Genomic DNA, 15,959 nt, shown 5'->3' on the forward strand with positions numbered 1-15,959 from the left:
CGAAATACAGAATTCAGTGCGCTGTCATTGTCCGTCCGGCAGCCGCTTCGTCAGGCCGCGCGCGCCTCGGCCTCGAGCCAGTTGGCGATCATCGACGCCGTCATGGTGATCGCCTCCCGCCGTGCGTCACCGTCCATCTCGAGGGCCGAGGCCCGCAGCACCGCCGCGAAGCCGGTGTTGATGAACACGAACGTCATGGTGTCGTACTTGTGATCGTTTCCAGGACCGAAGAATTGGATCAACACCACCTTGACCAACAGCCGCAGGCGCGGTTCGAACTCCGGAATACCGCTGCTGTAGAACTGCACGCCCTCGACCAGCGCGCGCACCAGCTTCGCATTGGTGACCAACGCGTCGGCGAACACCTCGAGGAGATCGACGATCACCTCCCGCATCGAATCCCGCAGCCGCGGAAAGGGTTGCTGCGACAGGGTCGACACCCATTCGGTGAACCTCTGCTCCGCATCCGTGAGCAGCCGCCCCAACAACTCGTCGACCATCACCGATCGATCCTCGAAGTACCGATACACCGTACCGATACTCACCCCCGCCTCGGCCGCGATCCGATTCGTCGACGTATTGGCGATCCCCCGCTCCCCGAACAGCCGCGCCGCCGTCTCCAAGATATGTTCCCGCGTCGCCTTGGCGCGTTCTTGCGTCGGACGACGGCGCTGCCTGACAGCCTTAGGCGGCATCGCACCCCTCTGTATCCAGAAACCGAGCGTCGCTCACTGTAAAGGATCGACGATCGCCCGGGGGCACGATGCTCCGGATCCGTGCGGCCTCATTTGGCGTCGAGCATCAGTTTCCCGCATTCATCGAGTCGGGCAGTGAGAACAGTCCGAACCGGTTGCCGTCCGGATCGAGCAGCCGGGCGAAGACCAAGCCGTCCGGATTCGGCTCCGGCGCGACTTCGATGGTGGCGCCGAGCCTTTCGCCCTGGGTGGTCACCGCGGGGACGTCGGCGGCGAGGAAGCTGGGCATCAGGTAGTCGGTGCCACCTGTGCCGTGGTCGTACATTCCGCCCGAGGGCCATTCGTTGGTGGTGAAAATGTTGTAGTAGGGCTTGCCGCCAGCGGAGTCGTCGAGTTCGAACTTCCAGCCGAACGCTTGCCGGTAGAAGTCCTGGGTGGTCACCGCGTCGGTGGTGCCGATCTCGAACCAGCCCATCGCGCCCGGCGTCGGCGCGTAGGCGGCCTCGCTCATGGCCTTGCCGCCCTGCTCCATACGCTCGGCGAAACGCTCGGACTTGGATTGGGAGAACAACGAAAAGGCGTTGCCCCTGGGGTCGGTGAGCACCGCGAACCAGGTGACGTCAGCGACCTGCGTGGGCGGAATCTGGACGGTTGCACCGAGTTTCGCCAGTCGCTCGGTGTCGGTGGGCACGTCTTCGGAGATGATCGACATGTTCATCGTGGTCGGCTGGTCGGGTGCTTCCCGGATCGCGCCCATGGGGAAAGGCGCCTTCGGTGCGATGATCCGGATATAGCGGATGCCGTTGATGGATGAATCGGGGTCGATCTCGTAGGTCCAGTCCAGGAGTTCGGAATAGAACTTCTGAACCGGTTCGGCATCACTGGTGGCGATCTCGAACCAGACGACGTTGCCAGGATCCATGAAACCCATGATGTTTCTCCTTCTCGATAGCGGCTTGTCTCGATTCCGCGCGAACGCCACCACCGTAGGAACCAAATAGGACGAAAAACGTCCTATTGAATGCTGGATGCTGCGGTGCGATCGAGGTCACGGCGCACGTACCGCGCGGTGTAGGAGTTCCGCGCGTCGAGCAGCTGGGCGGGCGTTCCCTCGAAGACGACTCGCCCGCCGTGGCGGCCGCCGTCGGGGCCGAGGTCGATGATGTGGTCGGCGTGCTCGATGACATCGAGGTCGTGTTCGATGACCAGGACCGTATTGCCCGCGTCGACGAGCCGGTCCAACAGCCTCAGCAGGATGTCGATATCGGACATGTGCAGGCCTGTGGTGGGTTCGTCGAGAATGTAGAGCCCGCCGGATCTGCCGAGTTCTCCAGCCAGTTTCAGCCGCTGGCGTTCACCCCCGGAGAGGCTCGACAGCGGTTGCCCCAGCGTGAGGTAGCCGAGACCGACCTCGACCAGGGAAACGATCTTGCGGCGCGTGGAGCGGTCGGTGAAGAAGTCGACGGCCTCCTCGGCGGTCAGGGCGAGCACCTCGACGATGGATTTGCCGCCCAGGGTGTAACCGAGTACGTCGGGGTCGTAGCGGTCGCCGTGGCAGCGCTCGCAGATCGTGGTGACCGGATCCATGAACGCCATGTCGGCGGTCACCTCCCCGCGTCCGCCACAGGTCCGACACGCGCCGGTGCTGTTGAACGAGAACAGCCCGGCGTCAACGGAATTCGCCGCGGCGAAGGCCTTACGAATGGCGTCCATGACACCGAGGTGACTGACCGGCGTGGAGCGGGTGGAGCTGCCCAGACCCGCTTGGTCCACGATGATCGCCTCCGGATGCTGCGCGGCGAACACCTCGCTCACCAGCGTCGACTTGCCCGACCCGGCAACGCCGGTGAAGACCGTGAGCACGCCGGTCGGGATGTTCACGCTCACGTCACACAGATTGTGCAGATTCGCGCCGACGACCTTCAGACAGCCGGTGGGCGTGCGGAATTCGGTTTTGATCGCGCTGCGGCGACGCAGCGCCAACCCGGTCGCGGTGTCAGCGGCGCGCAGGTCGGCGACGGTGCCCTGGAACACCACTTCGCCGCCGTGCACCCCTGCCGCCGGGCCCATGTCGATGACGTGGTCGGCGACAGTGATGACGTCGCGGTCGTGCTCGACCACGAGCACGGTGTTGCCCTTGTCCCGCAGTTGTGTCAGCAGTCCGTTCATCCGGCCCACATCGCGCGGGTGCAGCCCGACGCTGGGTTCGTCGAAGATGTAAGTCATTCCCGTCAACGACGAGCCCAGGAACCGCACCATCTTCAACCGCTGCGCCTCACCACCGGAGAGGGTGGTTGTCTCCCGCCCCAGATGCAGATACCCCAACCCGATGTCGTCCAGGCGTTGCAGCCCCGCGATGGCCTGCGCGGCCAGTTGCACGCCGAGCGGGTGATCTATCCTGCCCAGGACCTCGACGAGCTCGACGACCTCCATGTTCGCGTAGTCGTCGATGGTGTAACCGTCGAGCTTGGTCGCCAGTGCCGCCTGGTTCAGCCGCGCCCCGTGACACAGCGGGCACGCTGCCTGTGTGGTGAACTGCTGCACGGCTTTTCGCGTCCGAGCCGATAAACTCGACAGGTCCCGATTCAGATACAGTCGCTGAAATTTGTCGAGCAGGCCCTCGTAGCTGGTCCACGGACCCGGCATTTCGAGTGGCATTCCACCGTCCGGACCGTAGACGAGGTTGCGCCATTCGGTCTCGCTGTAGCTCCCCACCGGCTTGTCCAGTTCGAAAAGGCCGGACGAGGCGAACATCTGCCACTGCACCATGCCGGGCGCGAAGAGCGGAAACCGCAGCGCGCCTTCGTTGAGCGATTTGGTCCTGTCGATCATCGCGTCCAGATCGACCGTGGTCGTGCGCCCCAGCCCGTCACATCGCGGACACGCGCCCTCCGGAGTATTGAACGAGTACGCCGTCGCCATCCCCGCCGAGGGCTCACCGGCCCGGGAGAACAGCACCCGAATGATCGAGTAGATGTCGGTCGCGGTGCCGACCGTGGAGCGGGCGCTGCCGCCGATCGGCTTCTGGTCCACCACCACCGCCGTGCTCACTCCCTCGATGCGATCGACCTGCGGTTTCTCGTACCGCGGCAACCGGTTTCGCACGAAGGTCGGGAACGTCTCGTTGAGCTGACGCTGGGACTCCACCGCGACGGTGGAGAACACCAGCGACGACTTACCCGACCCGGACACTCCGGTGAACACCGTGATCGCGTCCTTGGGGATCGCCACCGACACCGATCGCAGATTGTGCTCGCGCGCGCCGTCGATGACGATCCACCTCCTCGGATCCCGCTCAGCGTCCCTCGTGGGATTCGTCCCGGTGCCCGTGTCGGTGCTCATACGATCTCGACTCCGATCTGCGTCCAGTCGTAGTCACGCAGCAGCCCAGTAGCGAACCGCATGGTTCGGTCTCCTTTCGCTTGCCTCCGTGCCGACGGTAGAAGCCCAATAGGTCAATCAGTGACCTATATGCGTGACGCATCGGGGAATCATCGGGGGTGCCGCTAGGTCCCTCCCGCCATCAAGGTGAGACAGGCGACTTGGAGTCCCGAACGGAACTGCTCCGCAGCTACGACCCACAGGTCTTCCACGGCCACCGCCAGTGAGTCGATGCCGCGTGGGAATGGAGTTTCAGGGCATCCCGGCGGCTCCGACTCACTGGCAGTGCAGTCTGTCCGCCGGACGTGGGGGTAGTTTGGCAGGACTCGCCCATTGGTGGCATGACTGGAACCTGTGTTCGCCTCCTGCCGCATCGCTCGGCAGGTGAGTTCACGATATTGCTTCGATCTCGTTGGGGGCTACTCATCGCAGCGTCTCTGAGTCCCACCACAACGGTCCGGCTGTTCCTTTGAGACGCAGCATATTTCGTGATGTCAGCAGTGATCAGGCTCGGTAGATTCGGTCGATGGATTTGCCGAGTAGGTCCTTGAGGGGTTCCAGGAATCCCATGGTCGTGCCGGTGCCGGTGAGCAGTTCCGAACCGCCCAGCCCCTCCGCGAGTCCGCGTTCGATCTCGGCGCGTACGGCGTCGGCCGGAATCCCGGAACGTTGACAGTGCACTGCGGCACGCTCGAAGGAGTCGAGAGTCGACACTCCGGCGGCTTCCGCGGCCTGCACCACCGACAGCGCGGCGAGGAATCCCCATACTAGGGTGGCTCTTTCGCGGGCCTCGGCGGGCGATACGCGCTCCGGGCGAGGGCCGGTCCGGTGCGAATTCGCGGGTTCCTCGTCAGCGGGCTGTGAGCGCATTTACCATTCCTTCCGTCGCCGACGCACCCCGATGACGGTACGGCAGACCACGTCGGCCAACACGGCGTACTCATGGCGTGATGTCGATCTAGCACCGCGCTCCTGTGACCGCTCACAAGCTTTCGCGCGAGGCTCTTGCCTCGGTAACAGAACACTGCGGCTGATGTCTGTGTCGACGACCCGCGAGTTAGCCTCTGACACGCCGCAGCTGCGACTGTTCGAAGGGAGTCGGCAGATGACAGGTACGAGTACCGCGCATGCGAATCTCACGGTGTCGGGTCGCCCGGCCACCTCTCCGCTCAAGGACGTTCGAGCCTTGGCGCGCACCATGGTCGGCCATTTCGTCGACACGATCTTCACCTGCCGAACGCTGCCCGGCGACGCGGTGCGGGGCGACATCACGAAGGTCACGCGGGCCTGCCTCGAACTGGCGATCAGCATGATCGACGGTGAGGACTCCCCGGACAAGATCGCCAAAGTGGAAGACGCGGCGACGAATTGGGCTCGCGAGGGAATTCCGATCGACACCATCCAGCACGCGCTCCACGAAGGCTTCAAACTCGGCTTCGACCTGATCATCGATCGGGCCACTCCCGAGGACTTCGACAGCCTGAAGGGCGTCTCACGCAAACTGCTGGAGGTTCTCGATACGATCAACGTCACCGCGTCGCTGGCCTACGTCAAGGAATTGCGCGCTGTCGTAGGCGAGCACCACACCGCGGTCCACACGCTCACCTCCGCGCTACTGGCTGGCCACCCCACGTCGGTGATGGCCCGCGAATCCGGCATCGAGGTCGCGGATACCTATCATGTTGTCGCCCTTGCCGTTCCGGCTCATCCAGACGAGCTCAATCCGGCGCTCGACAGCGCCATCGCCGCCCGGCGCAAGCTGCGTCGCGTACAAGCCGCGGTCGCCGATGGATGTGGGGGAACGGCGCTGTCGCTGCTCAGTGTCAAGGGCGGGACACTGCTGATCCCGACCTCGTCGATCGCCGACGGCGGACTCGGAGAGTTCATCGCGGTCCTGGCGAGAAACGCTCAGGTTCCGGTCCGTGCGACGGTCGTCGATTCCCCCGCCACCGACGTTCCCGCCGCGGCCGAGCGCGCGCACGAGGTCCTGGATATCGTGCAGCGGCTGCAGTGTCAGCCCGGGCTGTATCACTTCGACGACCTCGCACTCGAATATCAGCTGACGCGCCCAGGCCCGGCCCGCGAAACACTCGGCTCACTGCTGGATCCGCTCGATCAGCACCCGTATCTGCTCGCCACGCTCGAGCGCCATATCAGCACCAATCTCGATCGCCAGCAGACGGCGCGGAGCCTGCACGTCCACACGAACACGGTCGACTATCGACTCAAACGCATCGCCAGACTGACCGGGCTCGATCCGCTGCAACCCAGTGGCCTGTGGAATTTGCGCGCCGCGCTCGTCGCCCGTACCTACCGCGCACCGAAAACGAATTACCCCTCCGAGAACGCCGATCAGCAATAGAAATCATGTGTTGGGCTCGGCTGTCTCTTATATCCGAGCGCGGTGAACCGGAGCGAAATCCGTCGAGACCGCGCATCCCCCGAGAGTTTCGCTCCGGCTATTCACCCGCTACAGGCAGAAGCTGAGTTCCACCGGGCCGACTGGAATACCGGTGCACACCTCCACCGAACCGCCACCCGCAGAACCCGATACCGGGGATGCGGCGGGGGCGGACGCGGTGGCGGTACCCACGCTCAGCGCACCGGCCGCGAGTACGAGAGCGGCGACAGTAGACGAGCGAACAATTCTCGAGGTCATACGAATTCCTCTGGTTGTTGTGCAATGTGACGCATTCCGAAATCGGAACGAGTTCAGAACATCACGCCTCGTTACCGACCGGTAGTGTTTCGGAAACCTCTGGGCTCGGCAACAACGAATCATGAAATACTTTGTTCTGGAACGGATTTCAGCGATGCTGGCCTGTCGCTAACGTGTCAGCCATTTCGCCGGAAAGTCCTCCTTGCGCCAAGGTCCACCGGCTGCCGACGTGGTCGATCGGGGAGCCTGGAGCACGACATCCTGACCGCATCAGCACTCAGACTGAAACGTCACTGCGTCAACGGTAGGGTGACGTGCCGGAACCCGATGCTTATCGGGGGTCGTTTCAGCTCTATTGGGAGATGCATTGAAGTCTCCAATGCCTCTCGAGTGACGGTTGCTTTGCGCGCCTTAACCGTCTGGGGCGTAAGGGGTTTGGTGGTCGCTCGGTGTTCCCGGCCACGCCCTTGTTCTCCTGGGGGTTCCCGGATATCCGGATCCAAAGTGGCACGCAATCGTGGAGTTCGGTTCCCGTGACATCCCGCGAAGGTTCGGCCTGGGCTCGGTTGGCATCGAGTGGATCTCGGTAGTCGGTCCAGGGCGGTTGTGGGTACGAACGAGCAGGAAAGGTACCCCTTCAAGTCGTGCCCTGGCTGCCCTCCCCGGCGTGTCGTAGATCGACACGCCGGGGAGTTTTTCTGGCCAGCAACCCTTTGGCTACTTATGGAAGCGATACTCGGATTCACGTGGTGATGACATGCGGAGTTTCTATCCGGAAGCGGAAGCGGCCGGTGAGGATGGACGGATGAGCATGGATCAAATCTCGGGTATGGCCGCGCCGCAGTCCGAATCCCGCCTGGTTCAGCACAAACCTGACGCGACGACTAGCGAGGACCCTGACGGAATCTTTCTCCGCGTCACCGCGCCAGCGGTTCCTCGGGTCGGAAGCGAAAGGGGCCACTGGCTTCCCTGCGTCGACAAGATTAATCCATACGGCAACCCGCAAACCACCGAAGGCAGTTCCCTGCCCGGCTCGAATATCGAGGTCCGATGAGGATACTTTTCGCTGTCGCAACCCTGGCATTGATTGCCGCGTGCACCAACGACAAACCAACCCCGTCCGTCGACCTGACCTACGACGACGCGGAGCGGGTCGTCGTCGAGAACTTTACGGCCGTCTGGCCAGTGCGGCCGACAGTGACTACCAGTCGCGGCCCAGGGTGCGGCACGAACGCAGCGGGAATGTCGGAAGGGCCTCCTTGGGCTGCCATCATGAGCGAGGACGTGTACAACCCGTCGCAGGAATTCATTGACAAGACTCTCGCCAACCTGGAAGCGATGACCGCCCACGGCTTCTCCCGCAGACCCGACGCGGTTCCCGGCGACGATCCCGTGAATCGCTCCTACGAGGACGAGCGGGGGTTCTCGATCGCGGTCGGCCGCTATGCCGGTGCATCTCCCGATGGCGTCAAATTCGGGGTGACGGCCAAAGGCCCCTGCATCGATGAGTAGGGCGGATAGCAACGTCAAGGTCGAGTACGAGCCTTGCCCGGCGTCCGCAGAGCGAGGTCCGTTGTATGCACCTTTTGTCCTCCCCACTATCGGTGCCGTTGTCGATGGTCCTGGCGGTCCTTCGCCCTCGAAATATGTATGAAGAGCGCAAGGGTCGGACCGCCGGTCGCGCGTCGCCCGCCTTGCCGTGGGTCGGCGTCGGTGCCTTCGCGCTGGTCAACGGGTACTGGTTACTGATGACGTTGGCGTGGTCCGGCACATTTTCCTCGTCATCGTGTGGGCAACCTGATCGCTGCGCTGCGGAGGAGGCCGAATTCCACTCCGCCACAGACGCTCTGCTGTTGGGTGCGGTGGCGATACCGATCCTCGCCGCAGTGGCGAGCATCGTCGCGGCCGTCGCGCGCAGGGTAGCTGCGGCGCGCGGCGTGCCATTGGGAATTGGCCGTTGTCCCTCTGGCCACTGCTTGCCCTGTTGTTCCAGGCAGTGTGCTTGTAGTGGGCTTGGTCTGTGAGCTGACCGCCGACCGACCGGAAGCCGTTCCGATGGTCATCAACCTGAAATGGACACAATGTGTACTGCCCCTCGGGGCCGGAGAACGGACGACCGAGCCGGATGTGGTGTTGCTGAGCATCGACGGCGAAGACGCGCTCTGCCACGACTTCCTCATCCGCGAGCTTCTCCTGTGCGCTGGGCGCGGGTGTGGCCGCGGCGTCCTCGGGGGCGGGGTTAGGGAACCCCAACTCGGCCGGGATCGCGAACCGGGCGCGCGCGGCGTCGCGGTTGGCCTCGGCGAGCAGCTCCCCGATACGCGTCAGCGCGGTATACAACGCGGCCACAGTGTCATCGCCGTCGCTGACGAAGGCGTGTTCGTCGATGCGGAACGCGCACCCGGCACCCCGCTCGGTCGCCACCGGCGCGTAGACCTCGATGCGCACCTCCTCGCCGGCGTCGGTCAGCCGCGAGGCGATTACTGGGCCTTGCATGACACTCACCACTACGCGAGAATCGTTCCCGCCGGTAGGTTTTCGGGATACCCGACCGCGCCCGAGCAAACCCACCCATCATCCCCTTAGCGCGCCATCCCCGCCGCAAATTCTGCCGTCGGTGACCGACAACGCGTGCCAGATCTCTGAAATGATCTGCGGTACAACCTATTTCGCCGGGCACGTGAGGTTATACGCTGTGGAAATGGGTATGCCCGACCTACGAGTGCGCGTTGCGAGGCCGGTGAAACCCGCGCCGACCACGATGGCGTGGAAGTCGGGCCGGTCGCGCAGGTGGGCGTCGAGCCGCTCGGCGGCGGCGAGGGTGTCGATGTCGAACAGCCGCTCCGCACCGGGCAGATCAGGGCGAACCAGTTGGCTTCCGGCAGCCAGGATCAACCGGTCGTAGCCGCGGGTGCGGCCGTCGTCGGTGATCACCTGCTGTCCGTCGGTGTCGATGGGGGAGACGGTAGCGGGCAGATGGTCAACCCCGATCGGCTCTAGGACACGAGCGCGACCTTGGCACGTCCCGGACCCTGTTCGTACAGGCGGGGCCGCAGCACTAGGTCCGTATTGGGCGCGACCAGCGTGATCTTCAGATCGGCACTGACCGCGCGGCGGACCTGAGCGGCCGCCGCGGCGCTCCACACACCAGCGAAACCGCCTCCGATGACAACGATCTCAGACATTCTCGATAATCCCGGTGCAGGCGATCACAGCGTTGGTCGCCACGGTCAGATACCAAGCCAGTTCGGTCTGGGCCTCCAGATGGCGGGCGCGGATCATGCCTTCGTGGGCGTAGAGCAGGTCGCGCCGCAGGGCGTGCAGAGATTCGCCCTTATTGAGTTGGCGGGAGATCTTGCGTCGATAGTTCGGGTCGGACAGGTACTTCGCGGCGTAGATCGTTCAGCGCAGTGCCCCGTATTCCTTAAGCGCCGCAGCGAGGCGTCCTGCCGCCCAGACGCGGACAGCTTGCCGCTCAGTAGGGATGCGAGGGTGACGCCCTGGGTATCCGTGGCATGTTCGGTGAGCGCCAGATCGGTTGCATTGCCGAGGATTTCGTCGAGCACGTAGGGCGCTTCGCGTTTGGTAGCGACGATGACCTCGGTTCCGCAGGTGGGTGCTGGTCGGTGACGTGGTTCGGGCCCCTTACGGGGACGTCGAGTCGGGGTCTTCGGCATATTCAAGGCTTCGACAGCGTGATTGTCGCAGAACCGGACCATATCGTGCAGGCGGAAAGCCGTGGCCTGCAACGTCTCTACGTCGCCCTGACTTGAGACGTCAGTAACCTGTACATCGTGCATGCCGAGCGACTGCCGGAACCTTGATCGGGGATGCGGCGACGAGTCGGTAACTCGCTATCCGGACGCCTGCCTCGTGCCCGGCCCGCGAGGGGCAGAGACTCGAAAAGACATGCTTAGCAAGGAGGTGATCTTCCGTTGCGAGATGCCTTGTGCAGCAGTCTGTTCCCGCTGCCGCTGATCCTCGCTGGTGGACACCGACAGCGCATTCGGGATCGCACGCGCAACCCGACACACCGAGAGGGCCAGCCGTCCACATCCGTACGACACCGCCCCCGCGCGTCAGGAAATACGAGGCACGGTGCGAGCGCGGGCCGCGCGCTCCCACGCCCTAACCATCTGCCCGACAACGCGTCTCGCCGCAACGTCGTCGTCTGTCCCGGTCCCGCCTGCTGAAGAGGGTGATTGAGCAAAATCGGGTAACCTTGGCCGCGATCGCACCGGGCAGACCGCCGAATCTCCGCATACTTCCCGCGATGAATCCCCCTTGAGGCGAAGAGCCCACTCGAGCAGGTCAGCCGACCGGACGCTTTCGCTCAAGCTGTCGATTTTGAACGAGGACATAGAGTGGATCTCGTCCGATCGCGAATCCCGGGGCACGGTATGACATGGGAATTGGTCCGGGGCGAAAGGGAGAACTTCAAAAGGCGGCGCATGATCGACTCCTTCATGGCGGTTCGGATTTCGACCGCAACGGTCACTCGTATTGAAGCGAGGGCAGCGGGCCGGGGCCCGTGATGCGCAGCCCGTTAAGCCACAACACCATTTCGGCATTCCCTTGGCAATTGATGTGGTCGGAGAGTGTTTTGGATCACCTGGATTTGGCCTGTGCGCGCCGGTGCTGATCGGTGGGAACAGCACAGCCATCGCGTTGCCAAACCTTATGTTTGCCAGCGAGATTCGCTGGCTCCGGAGTGCTGGTGCTCAACTGTCTCGCGTTGTGGAACACCGTCTACAGCGACCGCGCCCTGGAACAGCTTCGCGCACAGGACTATCCGGTGCGCGAGGATGACGCCGCCCGATTGTCGGCGTCATCCGCGGTCACATCGGGATTGACGGCCACCACGCTTTCCACCTGCCCGACCTCGGCGCTCATCGCCCGCTACGCGATCTGGATGCCCCAGACGACTGAAAACCCAGTTGAGGTTTCTCAGGCTTTTCGCGCCAGGAGATGGTCATCCACGTATTTGCCCGCCAGCAGGAACTCGTCGTGCAGCGTGCCCTCGAGAATGAAGCCTGTTCTGGCATAGAGACGGTGGGCTGTTTCGTTGGTGGATAGGACGCGCAGCGTGATTCGTGATGCGCCTTGCTGGCGTGTTTCGACGATGGCGGCGTTGACCAGTGCGGTGCCGATTCCGCGGTAGCGGGCTGATTCCTCAACGGCCAATCCCTGTATTTGCCGGACGTGTGCGCAGCTTTCCACGGGGATCGGCTGCACCAGGCGAAGATAACCGACGACACTGCTGCCGAGCTCGGCGACAAGGTAGTCCTCCGGTCGGCTTGCTTCATGAAAGAACGGTTCGCCGGGCACCGGGCACGGGCTGATCTCGGTGATGGGTGACCAAGTACTCCGGTAGATCTCAGCCAGAGCCGGGCCATCGGTCGTGAGTCCAGTACGTATGAGCAGATTGTCCACGTCATCCACCCTTTCTCCGTTGGGCTTCGGCGTCGAGCCCTGGAGCGCGATCAGCCGGATACTGAACGTCTTGGCCAACTTGCCACCCCACACGAAGGTGACCCAGCCGCTGACTCGATCCGGCTCGCAACCGCTATCTGCGGTAACTGCTGGGCGCCGGATTTTTCAAAGATGTGCCTTGACCCCGGCCAACATTCAGGGCCGCCACGGCACCCGTACCGCTTGGCCCGGCTGCGCGAGGTTGTTCACCGCGATCGTCCTGGTGTGGGCACGCGTCGGTCAGATCAGTGGTTTGCCCTGCCTGGCCCGGCGGCGCATGTCCCACAGGCAAACGTTGTAGGGGAATAGACGGATCGACTCGGGTGCGGCGGCGAAGACACGTCCGACGGCGCGGAGTGTCTGCTCGAATCTGCGTTGGTCGCGGTCGGTCCACGGCAGCCCCAGCATTTCTCGGAACTCCGGGTACAGGTAGCCGCGCGCAAGGAACCGATTTGCTGGAGCCAGCACGGTCCGCACAGGCCAGGGCAATGGGCCCAGACCCAACAGCACGTCACGCATGTACGCGCGGATGGTGTCGTCGGCTTCGATCCGGCCGAGCATGGCGGTCCAGTATTCCTCGAAGGCCGCGCGGTCGGTCGGCCACATGTCCGGACGCATCTGCAAGGTCGTGCCGATGCGCATGGCTTCCTGGTACAGCGCGTCCGCCGTGACGTCGTCCGGGGGGCCGTACAGGAGTGCGTTCATGTCCCGGAAGTAGACGTACAGACACGCGGTGATCCACAGCTGCAATTCCGGGTCGAAGGCGTTGTACTTCACTGGGCTGTCCTCGTCTGAGCGCACATACCGGTGCGCGCCGTTGACCGCGGTGCGATACCGCTGTCGGTCATCATCGGTGCCGATCATCGCGACTGCCATGTAGGTCAGGGTGGTGCGCAGGCGTTTCACGGGGTGTTTCCGCCCGTCGCCGCTCTCGACCTTGCTCTCGTAGACGCCGTAGGCGGTAGTCGGGAACGACAGCTGCATGATGATGTTCGCCGCAGCGGCTCCGACCAGGGTCGGTAAACCGGTCATCGCGTTCCGGGCGACGACAGTGGGCGGGGGGACGGGGGCGGGCGTGGGGCCACGCGAAGTAGCTGTGGTCATGGCTCTTCTTCTCCTCATTGAGACTCGGCTGATGGCTGGCCGATGCGAAAGAGTTCTGGTGGAATGATCCACCAGAAATTGAATCTGGGCAAGCCGTCGGCCAGAATCGAGTCGTGATGTCCAAGCGCGCGTATGGCGGTGTTTCCGCTCAGCAGCGGAAAGAGCAGCGGCGTGCCGCACTACTCGATGCTGCTCTGGAAACTATTGGTACCCAGGGTTTCTCGTCCCTGTCCGTGCTCGGCCTCTCCCGTGCCACCGGGCTGAACGACCGCTACTTCGCCGAGAGCTTCGACAGCCGTGAGGATCTCTTCTCGGCCTTGATCGACCGCATGCTCGAGGAACTCGCCGCTCTGGTCGCCGCCGCGCTGCTGGCATCGGAGCGGGATCTGCGGAGCAAGATGCGCGCGGCGGTGGGGGCTGCGATCGAATATCTGACCGACGACCCGCGCAAGGCTCGCGTGGCGCTTATCGAGGCACCGGCCGTTGCGGTGGTGAATCAGCGCCGTCGTGAGGTCATCGACTTCCTGGCGAACGTGGTCAGGGTGCAGCTCGACGAGCATTTCGGCGTGGTGCGCTCCCAGCGGATGACCGAGGCTCTTCGCTTCGTGGAGGTGCACGCATTCGGCGGGCTCATGGAGGCCGTCACTCTGTGGCTGGACGGTGGGCTGGAGGTGACCCGGGACGAACTGATCGACCGTTCCGCTGACCTGATGGTTGTGCTCGTCGAGCATGTCTATGCCCAGGGTCTGTGAGGGTGCGTTAGGCCCGGAGTCCTGGCTAATCTCGCTCGGTCGGGAGTGGTTCCGGGCTAAGCGCGACCGCCGCTAGGCGTTGCCATTCGGCCAGAATCGCCTTGCGCCGCTCGGGATCCCGGCCCAGCATCTCATCGACGATGGTGCCGCGGACCAGGTTGATCGTCATCCAGAAGGCGTTTTCGACGTGAGTGGGTGACGCATCGGAGCCGATGAGTTCGCTGACGACGGTCAGCACCTCCCGGGTCAGGGCATGCTGCACGCGCAGCATGTGGTGGCGCAACTCGTCGTCGTTGCGGATGGCGACGAACAGTTCGACCGAAGCGCTGCCCAACTCGCCCGCGAAGGTGGCGGCGATCAGTGTCACCAAGATCTCGGCGGGGGGAGTGCTGTTCGATACGCGGTCGACCGCAGCGCGCATGGCCTCACGCTGCCGTATCGCCAGATGTTCGATGGCTTGCGCGAAAAGTTCTGTCCGCGTGTGGAAGTGGTGCAGGAACGCGCCACGGGTGACGCCCGCGCGGCCCGAGATGTCGGCGGTGGAGGCATTGGCGTAGCCGACCTCGTACAGGCTCTCGATGGTGGCGTCCAGCAGTAGGGCGCGGGTGCGCAGGCTGCGTTCCTGGTGCTTGTTCGGGGGGAGCTCGGGAGCCGACATGATTGCAGTCTAGACGGATCGTAAATACATGCTACGCTGAACGTATATTGCATTCAGTAGTGAATGTAATTTTGGGATCAACTGCGGAAGGATGGCCCGTGAGCCTCCAACTCACCGATGAGCAGCGCAGTCTCGTCAGTACCGTGCGTGATTTCGCCGCGCGGGAATGCGGAACACGCGAGCAGCGACAGTCGCTGACCGGCAATGGCGAGCAGCTCAACAGTTTTCGGATCGCCGCGCAGCTCGGGGAACTCGGCTTCCTCGGCCTGTCCATTCCCGAGCAATACGGCGGGTCGGGTGGTGGCCTGTTCGAGGCGTGCTTGTTCGTCGAGGAGCTCGCCTACGGCCGAGTCCCGCTGAGCAGCTTCCCGGTCACGCTGATCGTGGCGCACAGCTACCTGAAGTTCGCGCCAGAGCCGATGAAATACGAGGTGCTGGGTAAGGTCTGCGCCGGTGTGCCGACCGCCATCGCCATGTCGGAACCGGGTTCGGGATCCGATGTCGCATCCCTGACCTGCAAGGCGGACAAGGTCGAGAGCGGCTACCGGATCAACGGGCAGAAGACATGGATCTCCAACGCGCACATCGCCGAACACATTCTGCTGGTGTGCCGCACCTCCGAGACCGGAGACAAGCATCAGGGCCTCACCATGCTGTCGGTGCCCACCGACACACCCGGCCTCACGATCCGCCCGATCCAGACCCTGGGCGCGGAGGTCAACGATGTGTACTTCACCGACGCCCTCGTCCCCGAGGATCGGGTCGTCGGTACCGAGGGGCAGGGCTGGTCGCAACTGATCGCGGGGTTGAACATCGAACGCGTCATCATCGGCGCGCTCGCTCTCGGCCAGGCTCGGCGCGCCTTCGACGACACACTCGCCTATGTCACGCAGCGCACGCAGTTCGGCCGTCCGATCGGCTCCTTCCAAGCGCTGTCGCAGCGGCTGGCCGAGCTGGCTACCGAACTCGAGGCGACCCGGCTGCTGGTGCACGACGTCGCCCAGCGCGTCGACGAGAACCCCGAGAAGCTGCTGCCGCGCGAAGCCTCCATGGTCAAGCTCAAGGCCACCGAACTCGCCAAAAACGCCGCGCTGGAAGGCGTTCAGATGATGGGCGGCATGGGTTACACGCAGGAGGCGGGCATGGAGGAGCTGCTGCGACACACCATCGTCGGCACCATCGTCGGCGGCACCAGTGAAATCCAGAAAGACATCATCGCCAAGACCCTGGGATTGTGA

14 protein-coding genes and 2 pseudogenes are annotated in these 15,959 nt (G+C 63.8%); 5 read left to right on the plus strand and 11 right to left on the minus strand.

Going from position 1 to position 15,959, the window contains the following annotated elements:
• Positions 1 to 50: 50 nt before the first annotated feature.
• From ACIBH2_RS01420 to ACIBH2_RS01435, 4 genes are all read right to left on the minus strand, one after another.
• On the minus strand, positions 51 to 695 hold the full coding sequence (locus tag ACIBH2_RS01420) for a TetR/AcrR family transcriptional regulator (RefSeq protein ID WP_397112200.1): 645 nt from the start codon (positions 693 to 695) through the stop codon (positions 51 to 53).
• Positions 696 to 801: 106 nt separating this feature from the next.
• Positions 802 to 1,617, minus strand: a complete 816-nt coding sequence (locus ACIBH2_RS01425) for a VOC family protein (protein WP_397112202.1) — start codon at positions 1,615 to 1,617, stop codon at positions 802 to 804.
• Positions 1,618 to 1,709: 92 nt separating this feature from the next.
• Positions 1,710 to 4,037, minus strand: a complete 2,328-nt coding sequence (locus tag ACIBH2_RS01430; RefSeq protein ID WP_397112204.1) for an ATP-binding cassette domain-containing protein — start codon at positions 4,035 to 4,037, stop codon at positions 1,710 to 1,712.
• A gap of 543 nt (positions 4,038 to 4,580) precedes the next feature.
• Entirely contained in the window at positions 4,581 to 4,946 is a 366-nt protein-coding gene (locus ACIBH2_RS01435) for a hypothetical protein (protein ID WP_397112206.1), read from the minus strand.
• 31 nt (positions 4,947 to 4,977) lie between these two features.
• Here ACIBH2_RS01435 and ACIBH2_RS01440 point away from each other — a divergent pair, with 31 nt between their 5' ends.
• Both ACIBH2_RS01440 and ACIBH2_RS01445 read left to right on the plus strand, forming a co-directional pair.
• Positions 4,978 to 6,438 (plus strand): PucR family transcriptional regulator, encoded by a 1,461-nt coding sequence (locus ACIBH2_RS01440; protein ID WP_397112208.1) that lies wholly within the window; start codon positions 4,978 to 4,980, stop codon positions 6,436 to 6,438.
• 1,347 nt (positions 6,439 to 7,785) lie between these two features.
• A complete protein-coding gene (locus ACIBH2_RS01445; RefSeq protein WP_397112210.1) occupies positions 7,786 to 8,247 on the plus strand; it encodes a hypothetical protein in 462 nt (153 codons plus the stop codon).
• A gap of 216 nt (positions 8,248 to 8,463) precedes the next feature.
• Here ACIBH2_RS01445 and ACIBH2_RS01450 read toward each other — a convergent pair whose 3' ends face one another.
• The 4 genes and pseudogenes from ACIBH2_RS01450 to ACIBH2_RS01465 form a co-directional block, all read right to left on the minus strand.
• The gene (locus ACIBH2_RS01450; protein ID WP_397112212.1) at positions 8,464 to 9,231 is read right to left on the minus strand and encodes a DUF6968 family protein; all 768 of its coding nucleotides are present in this window, start codon (positions 9,229 to 9,231) and stop codon (positions 8,464 to 8,466) included.
• A gap of 168 nt (positions 9,232 to 9,399) precedes the next feature.
• Entirely contained in the window at positions 9,400 to 9,726 is a 327-nt protein-coding gene (locus ACIBH2_RS01455; protein WP_397116753.1) for an FAD-dependent oxidoreductase, read from the minus strand.
• 5 nt (positions 9,727 to 9,731) lie between these two features.
• Positions 9,732 to 9,920 carry a hypothetical protein gene (locus ACIBH2_RS01460; RefSeq protein WP_397117021.1) on the minus strand — a complete coding sequence of 63 codons (189 nt, stop codon included), beginning with the start codon at positions 9,918 to 9,920 and terminating at the stop codon, positions 9,732 to 9,734.
• Positions 9,921 to 9,933: 13 nt separating this feature from the next.
• Positions 9,934 to 10,369: pseudogene (locus ACIBH2_RS01465) on the minus strand (Tn3 family transposase); the annotation flags it as partial.
• 1,083 nt (positions 10,370 to 11,452) lie between these two features.
• On the opposite strand from ACIBH2_RS01465, the pseudogene ACIBH2_RS01470 reads away from it, so the two are divergent.
• Positions 11,453 to 11,509, plus strand: a pseudogene (locus ACIBH2_RS01470) (hypothetical protein); the annotation flags it as partial.
• A gap of 173 nt (positions 11,510 to 11,682) precedes the next feature.
• Here the strand turns inward: ACIBH2_RS01470 and ACIBH2_RS01475 are convergent.
• Together ACIBH2_RS01475 and ACIBH2_RS01480 are read right to left on the minus strand one after the other, a co-directional pair.
• On the minus strand, positions 11,683 to 12,246 hold the full coding sequence (locus ACIBH2_RS01475; protein ID WP_397112214.1) for a GNAT family N-acetyltransferase: 564 nt from the start codon (positions 12,244 to 12,246) through the stop codon (positions 11,683 to 11,685).
• 201 nt (positions 12,247 to 12,447) lie between these two features.
• Positions 12,448 to 13,311 (minus strand): oxygenase MpaB family protein, encoded by an 864-nt coding sequence (locus ACIBH2_RS01480; RefSeq protein WP_397112216.1) that lies wholly within the window; start codon positions 13,309 to 13,311, stop codon positions 12,448 to 12,450.
• A 116-nt stretch (positions 13,312 to 13,427) separates the two neighbouring features.
• On the opposite strand from ACIBH2_RS01480, the gene ACIBH2_RS01485 reads away from it, so the two are divergent.
• Complete coding sequence (locus ACIBH2_RS01485) at positions 13,428 to 14,063, plus strand: TetR/AcrR family transcriptional regulator (protein ID WP_397116755.1); 636 nt, start codon at positions 13,428 to 13,430, stop codon at positions 14,061 to 14,063.
• A 25-nt stretch (positions 14,064 to 14,088) separates the two neighbouring features.
• Here ACIBH2_RS01485 and ACIBH2_RS01490 read toward each other — a convergent pair whose 3' ends face one another.
• Entirely contained in the window at positions 14,089 to 14,721 is a 633-nt protein-coding gene (locus ACIBH2_RS01490) for a TetR/AcrR family transcriptional regulator (protein ID WP_397112218.1), read from the minus strand.
• Positions 14,722 to 14,819: 98 nt separating this feature from the next.
• Between ACIBH2_RS01490 and ACIBH2_RS01495 the strand changes: the two genes are divergently transcribed.
• Positions 14,820 to 15,959 (plus strand): acyl-CoA dehydrogenase family protein, encoded by a 1,140-nt coding sequence (locus ACIBH2_RS01495; protein ID WP_397112220.1) that lies wholly within the window; start codon positions 14,820 to 14,822, stop codon positions 15,957 to 15,959.

The organism is Nocardia sp. NPDC050406 (genome assembly GCF_044459025.1).
In the GTDB taxonomy this organism is placed as follows: domain Bacteria; phylum Actinomycetota; class Actinomycetes; order Mycobacteriales; family Mycobacteriaceae; genus Nocardia.

Excerpts from the sequence above, each read along its gene's own strand:
- ACIBH2_RS01485 (WP_397116755.1), top strand. The coding sequence starts at position 13,428 with ATGTCCAAGCGCGCGTATGGCGGTGTTTCCGCTCAGCAGCGGAAAGAG.
- ACIBH2_RS01420 (WP_397112200.1), bottom strand. The coding sequence starts at position 695 with ATGCCGCCTAAGGCTGTCAGGCAGCGCCGTCGTCCGACGCAAGAACGC.
- ACIBH2_RS01490 (WP_397112218.1), bottom strand. The coding sequence starts at position 14,721 with ATGTCGGCTCCCGAGCTCCCCCCGAACAAGCACCAGGAACGCAGCCTG.
- ACIBH2_RS01445 (WP_397112210.1), top strand. The coding sequence starts at position 7,786 with ATGAGGATACTTTTCGCTGTCGCAACCCTGGCATTGATTGCCGCGTGC.
- ACIBH2_RS01460 (WP_397117021.1), bottom strand. The coding sequence starts at position 9,920 with ATGTCTGAGATCGTTGTCATCGGAGGCGGTTTCGCTGGTGTGTGGAGC.
- ACIBH2_RS01450 (WP_397112212.1), bottom strand. The coding sequence starts at position 9,231 with ATGCAAGGCCCAGTAATCGCCTCGCGGCTGACCGACGCCGGCGAGGAG.
- ACIBH2_RS01435 (WP_397112206.1), bottom strand. The coding sequence starts at position 4,946 with ATGCGCTCACAGCCCGCTGACGAGGAACCCGCGAATTCGCACCGGACC.
- ACIBH2_RS01425 (WP_397112202.1), bottom strand. The coding sequence starts at position 1,617 with ATGGATCCTGGCAACGTCGTCTGGTTCGAGATCGCCACCAGTGATGCC.
- ACIBH2_RS01440 (WP_397112208.1), top strand. The coding sequence starts at position 4,978 with ATGACGGTACGGCAGACCACGTCGGCCAACACGGCGTACTCATGGCGT.
- ACIBH2_RS01430 (WP_397112204.1), bottom strand. The coding sequence starts at position 4,037 with ATGAGCACCGACACGGGCACCGGGACGAATCCCACGAGGGACGCTGAG.
- ACIBH2_RS01480 (WP_397112216.1), bottom strand. The coding sequence starts at position 13,311 with ATGACCACAGCTACTTCGCGTGGCCCCACGCCCGCCCCCGTCCCCCCG.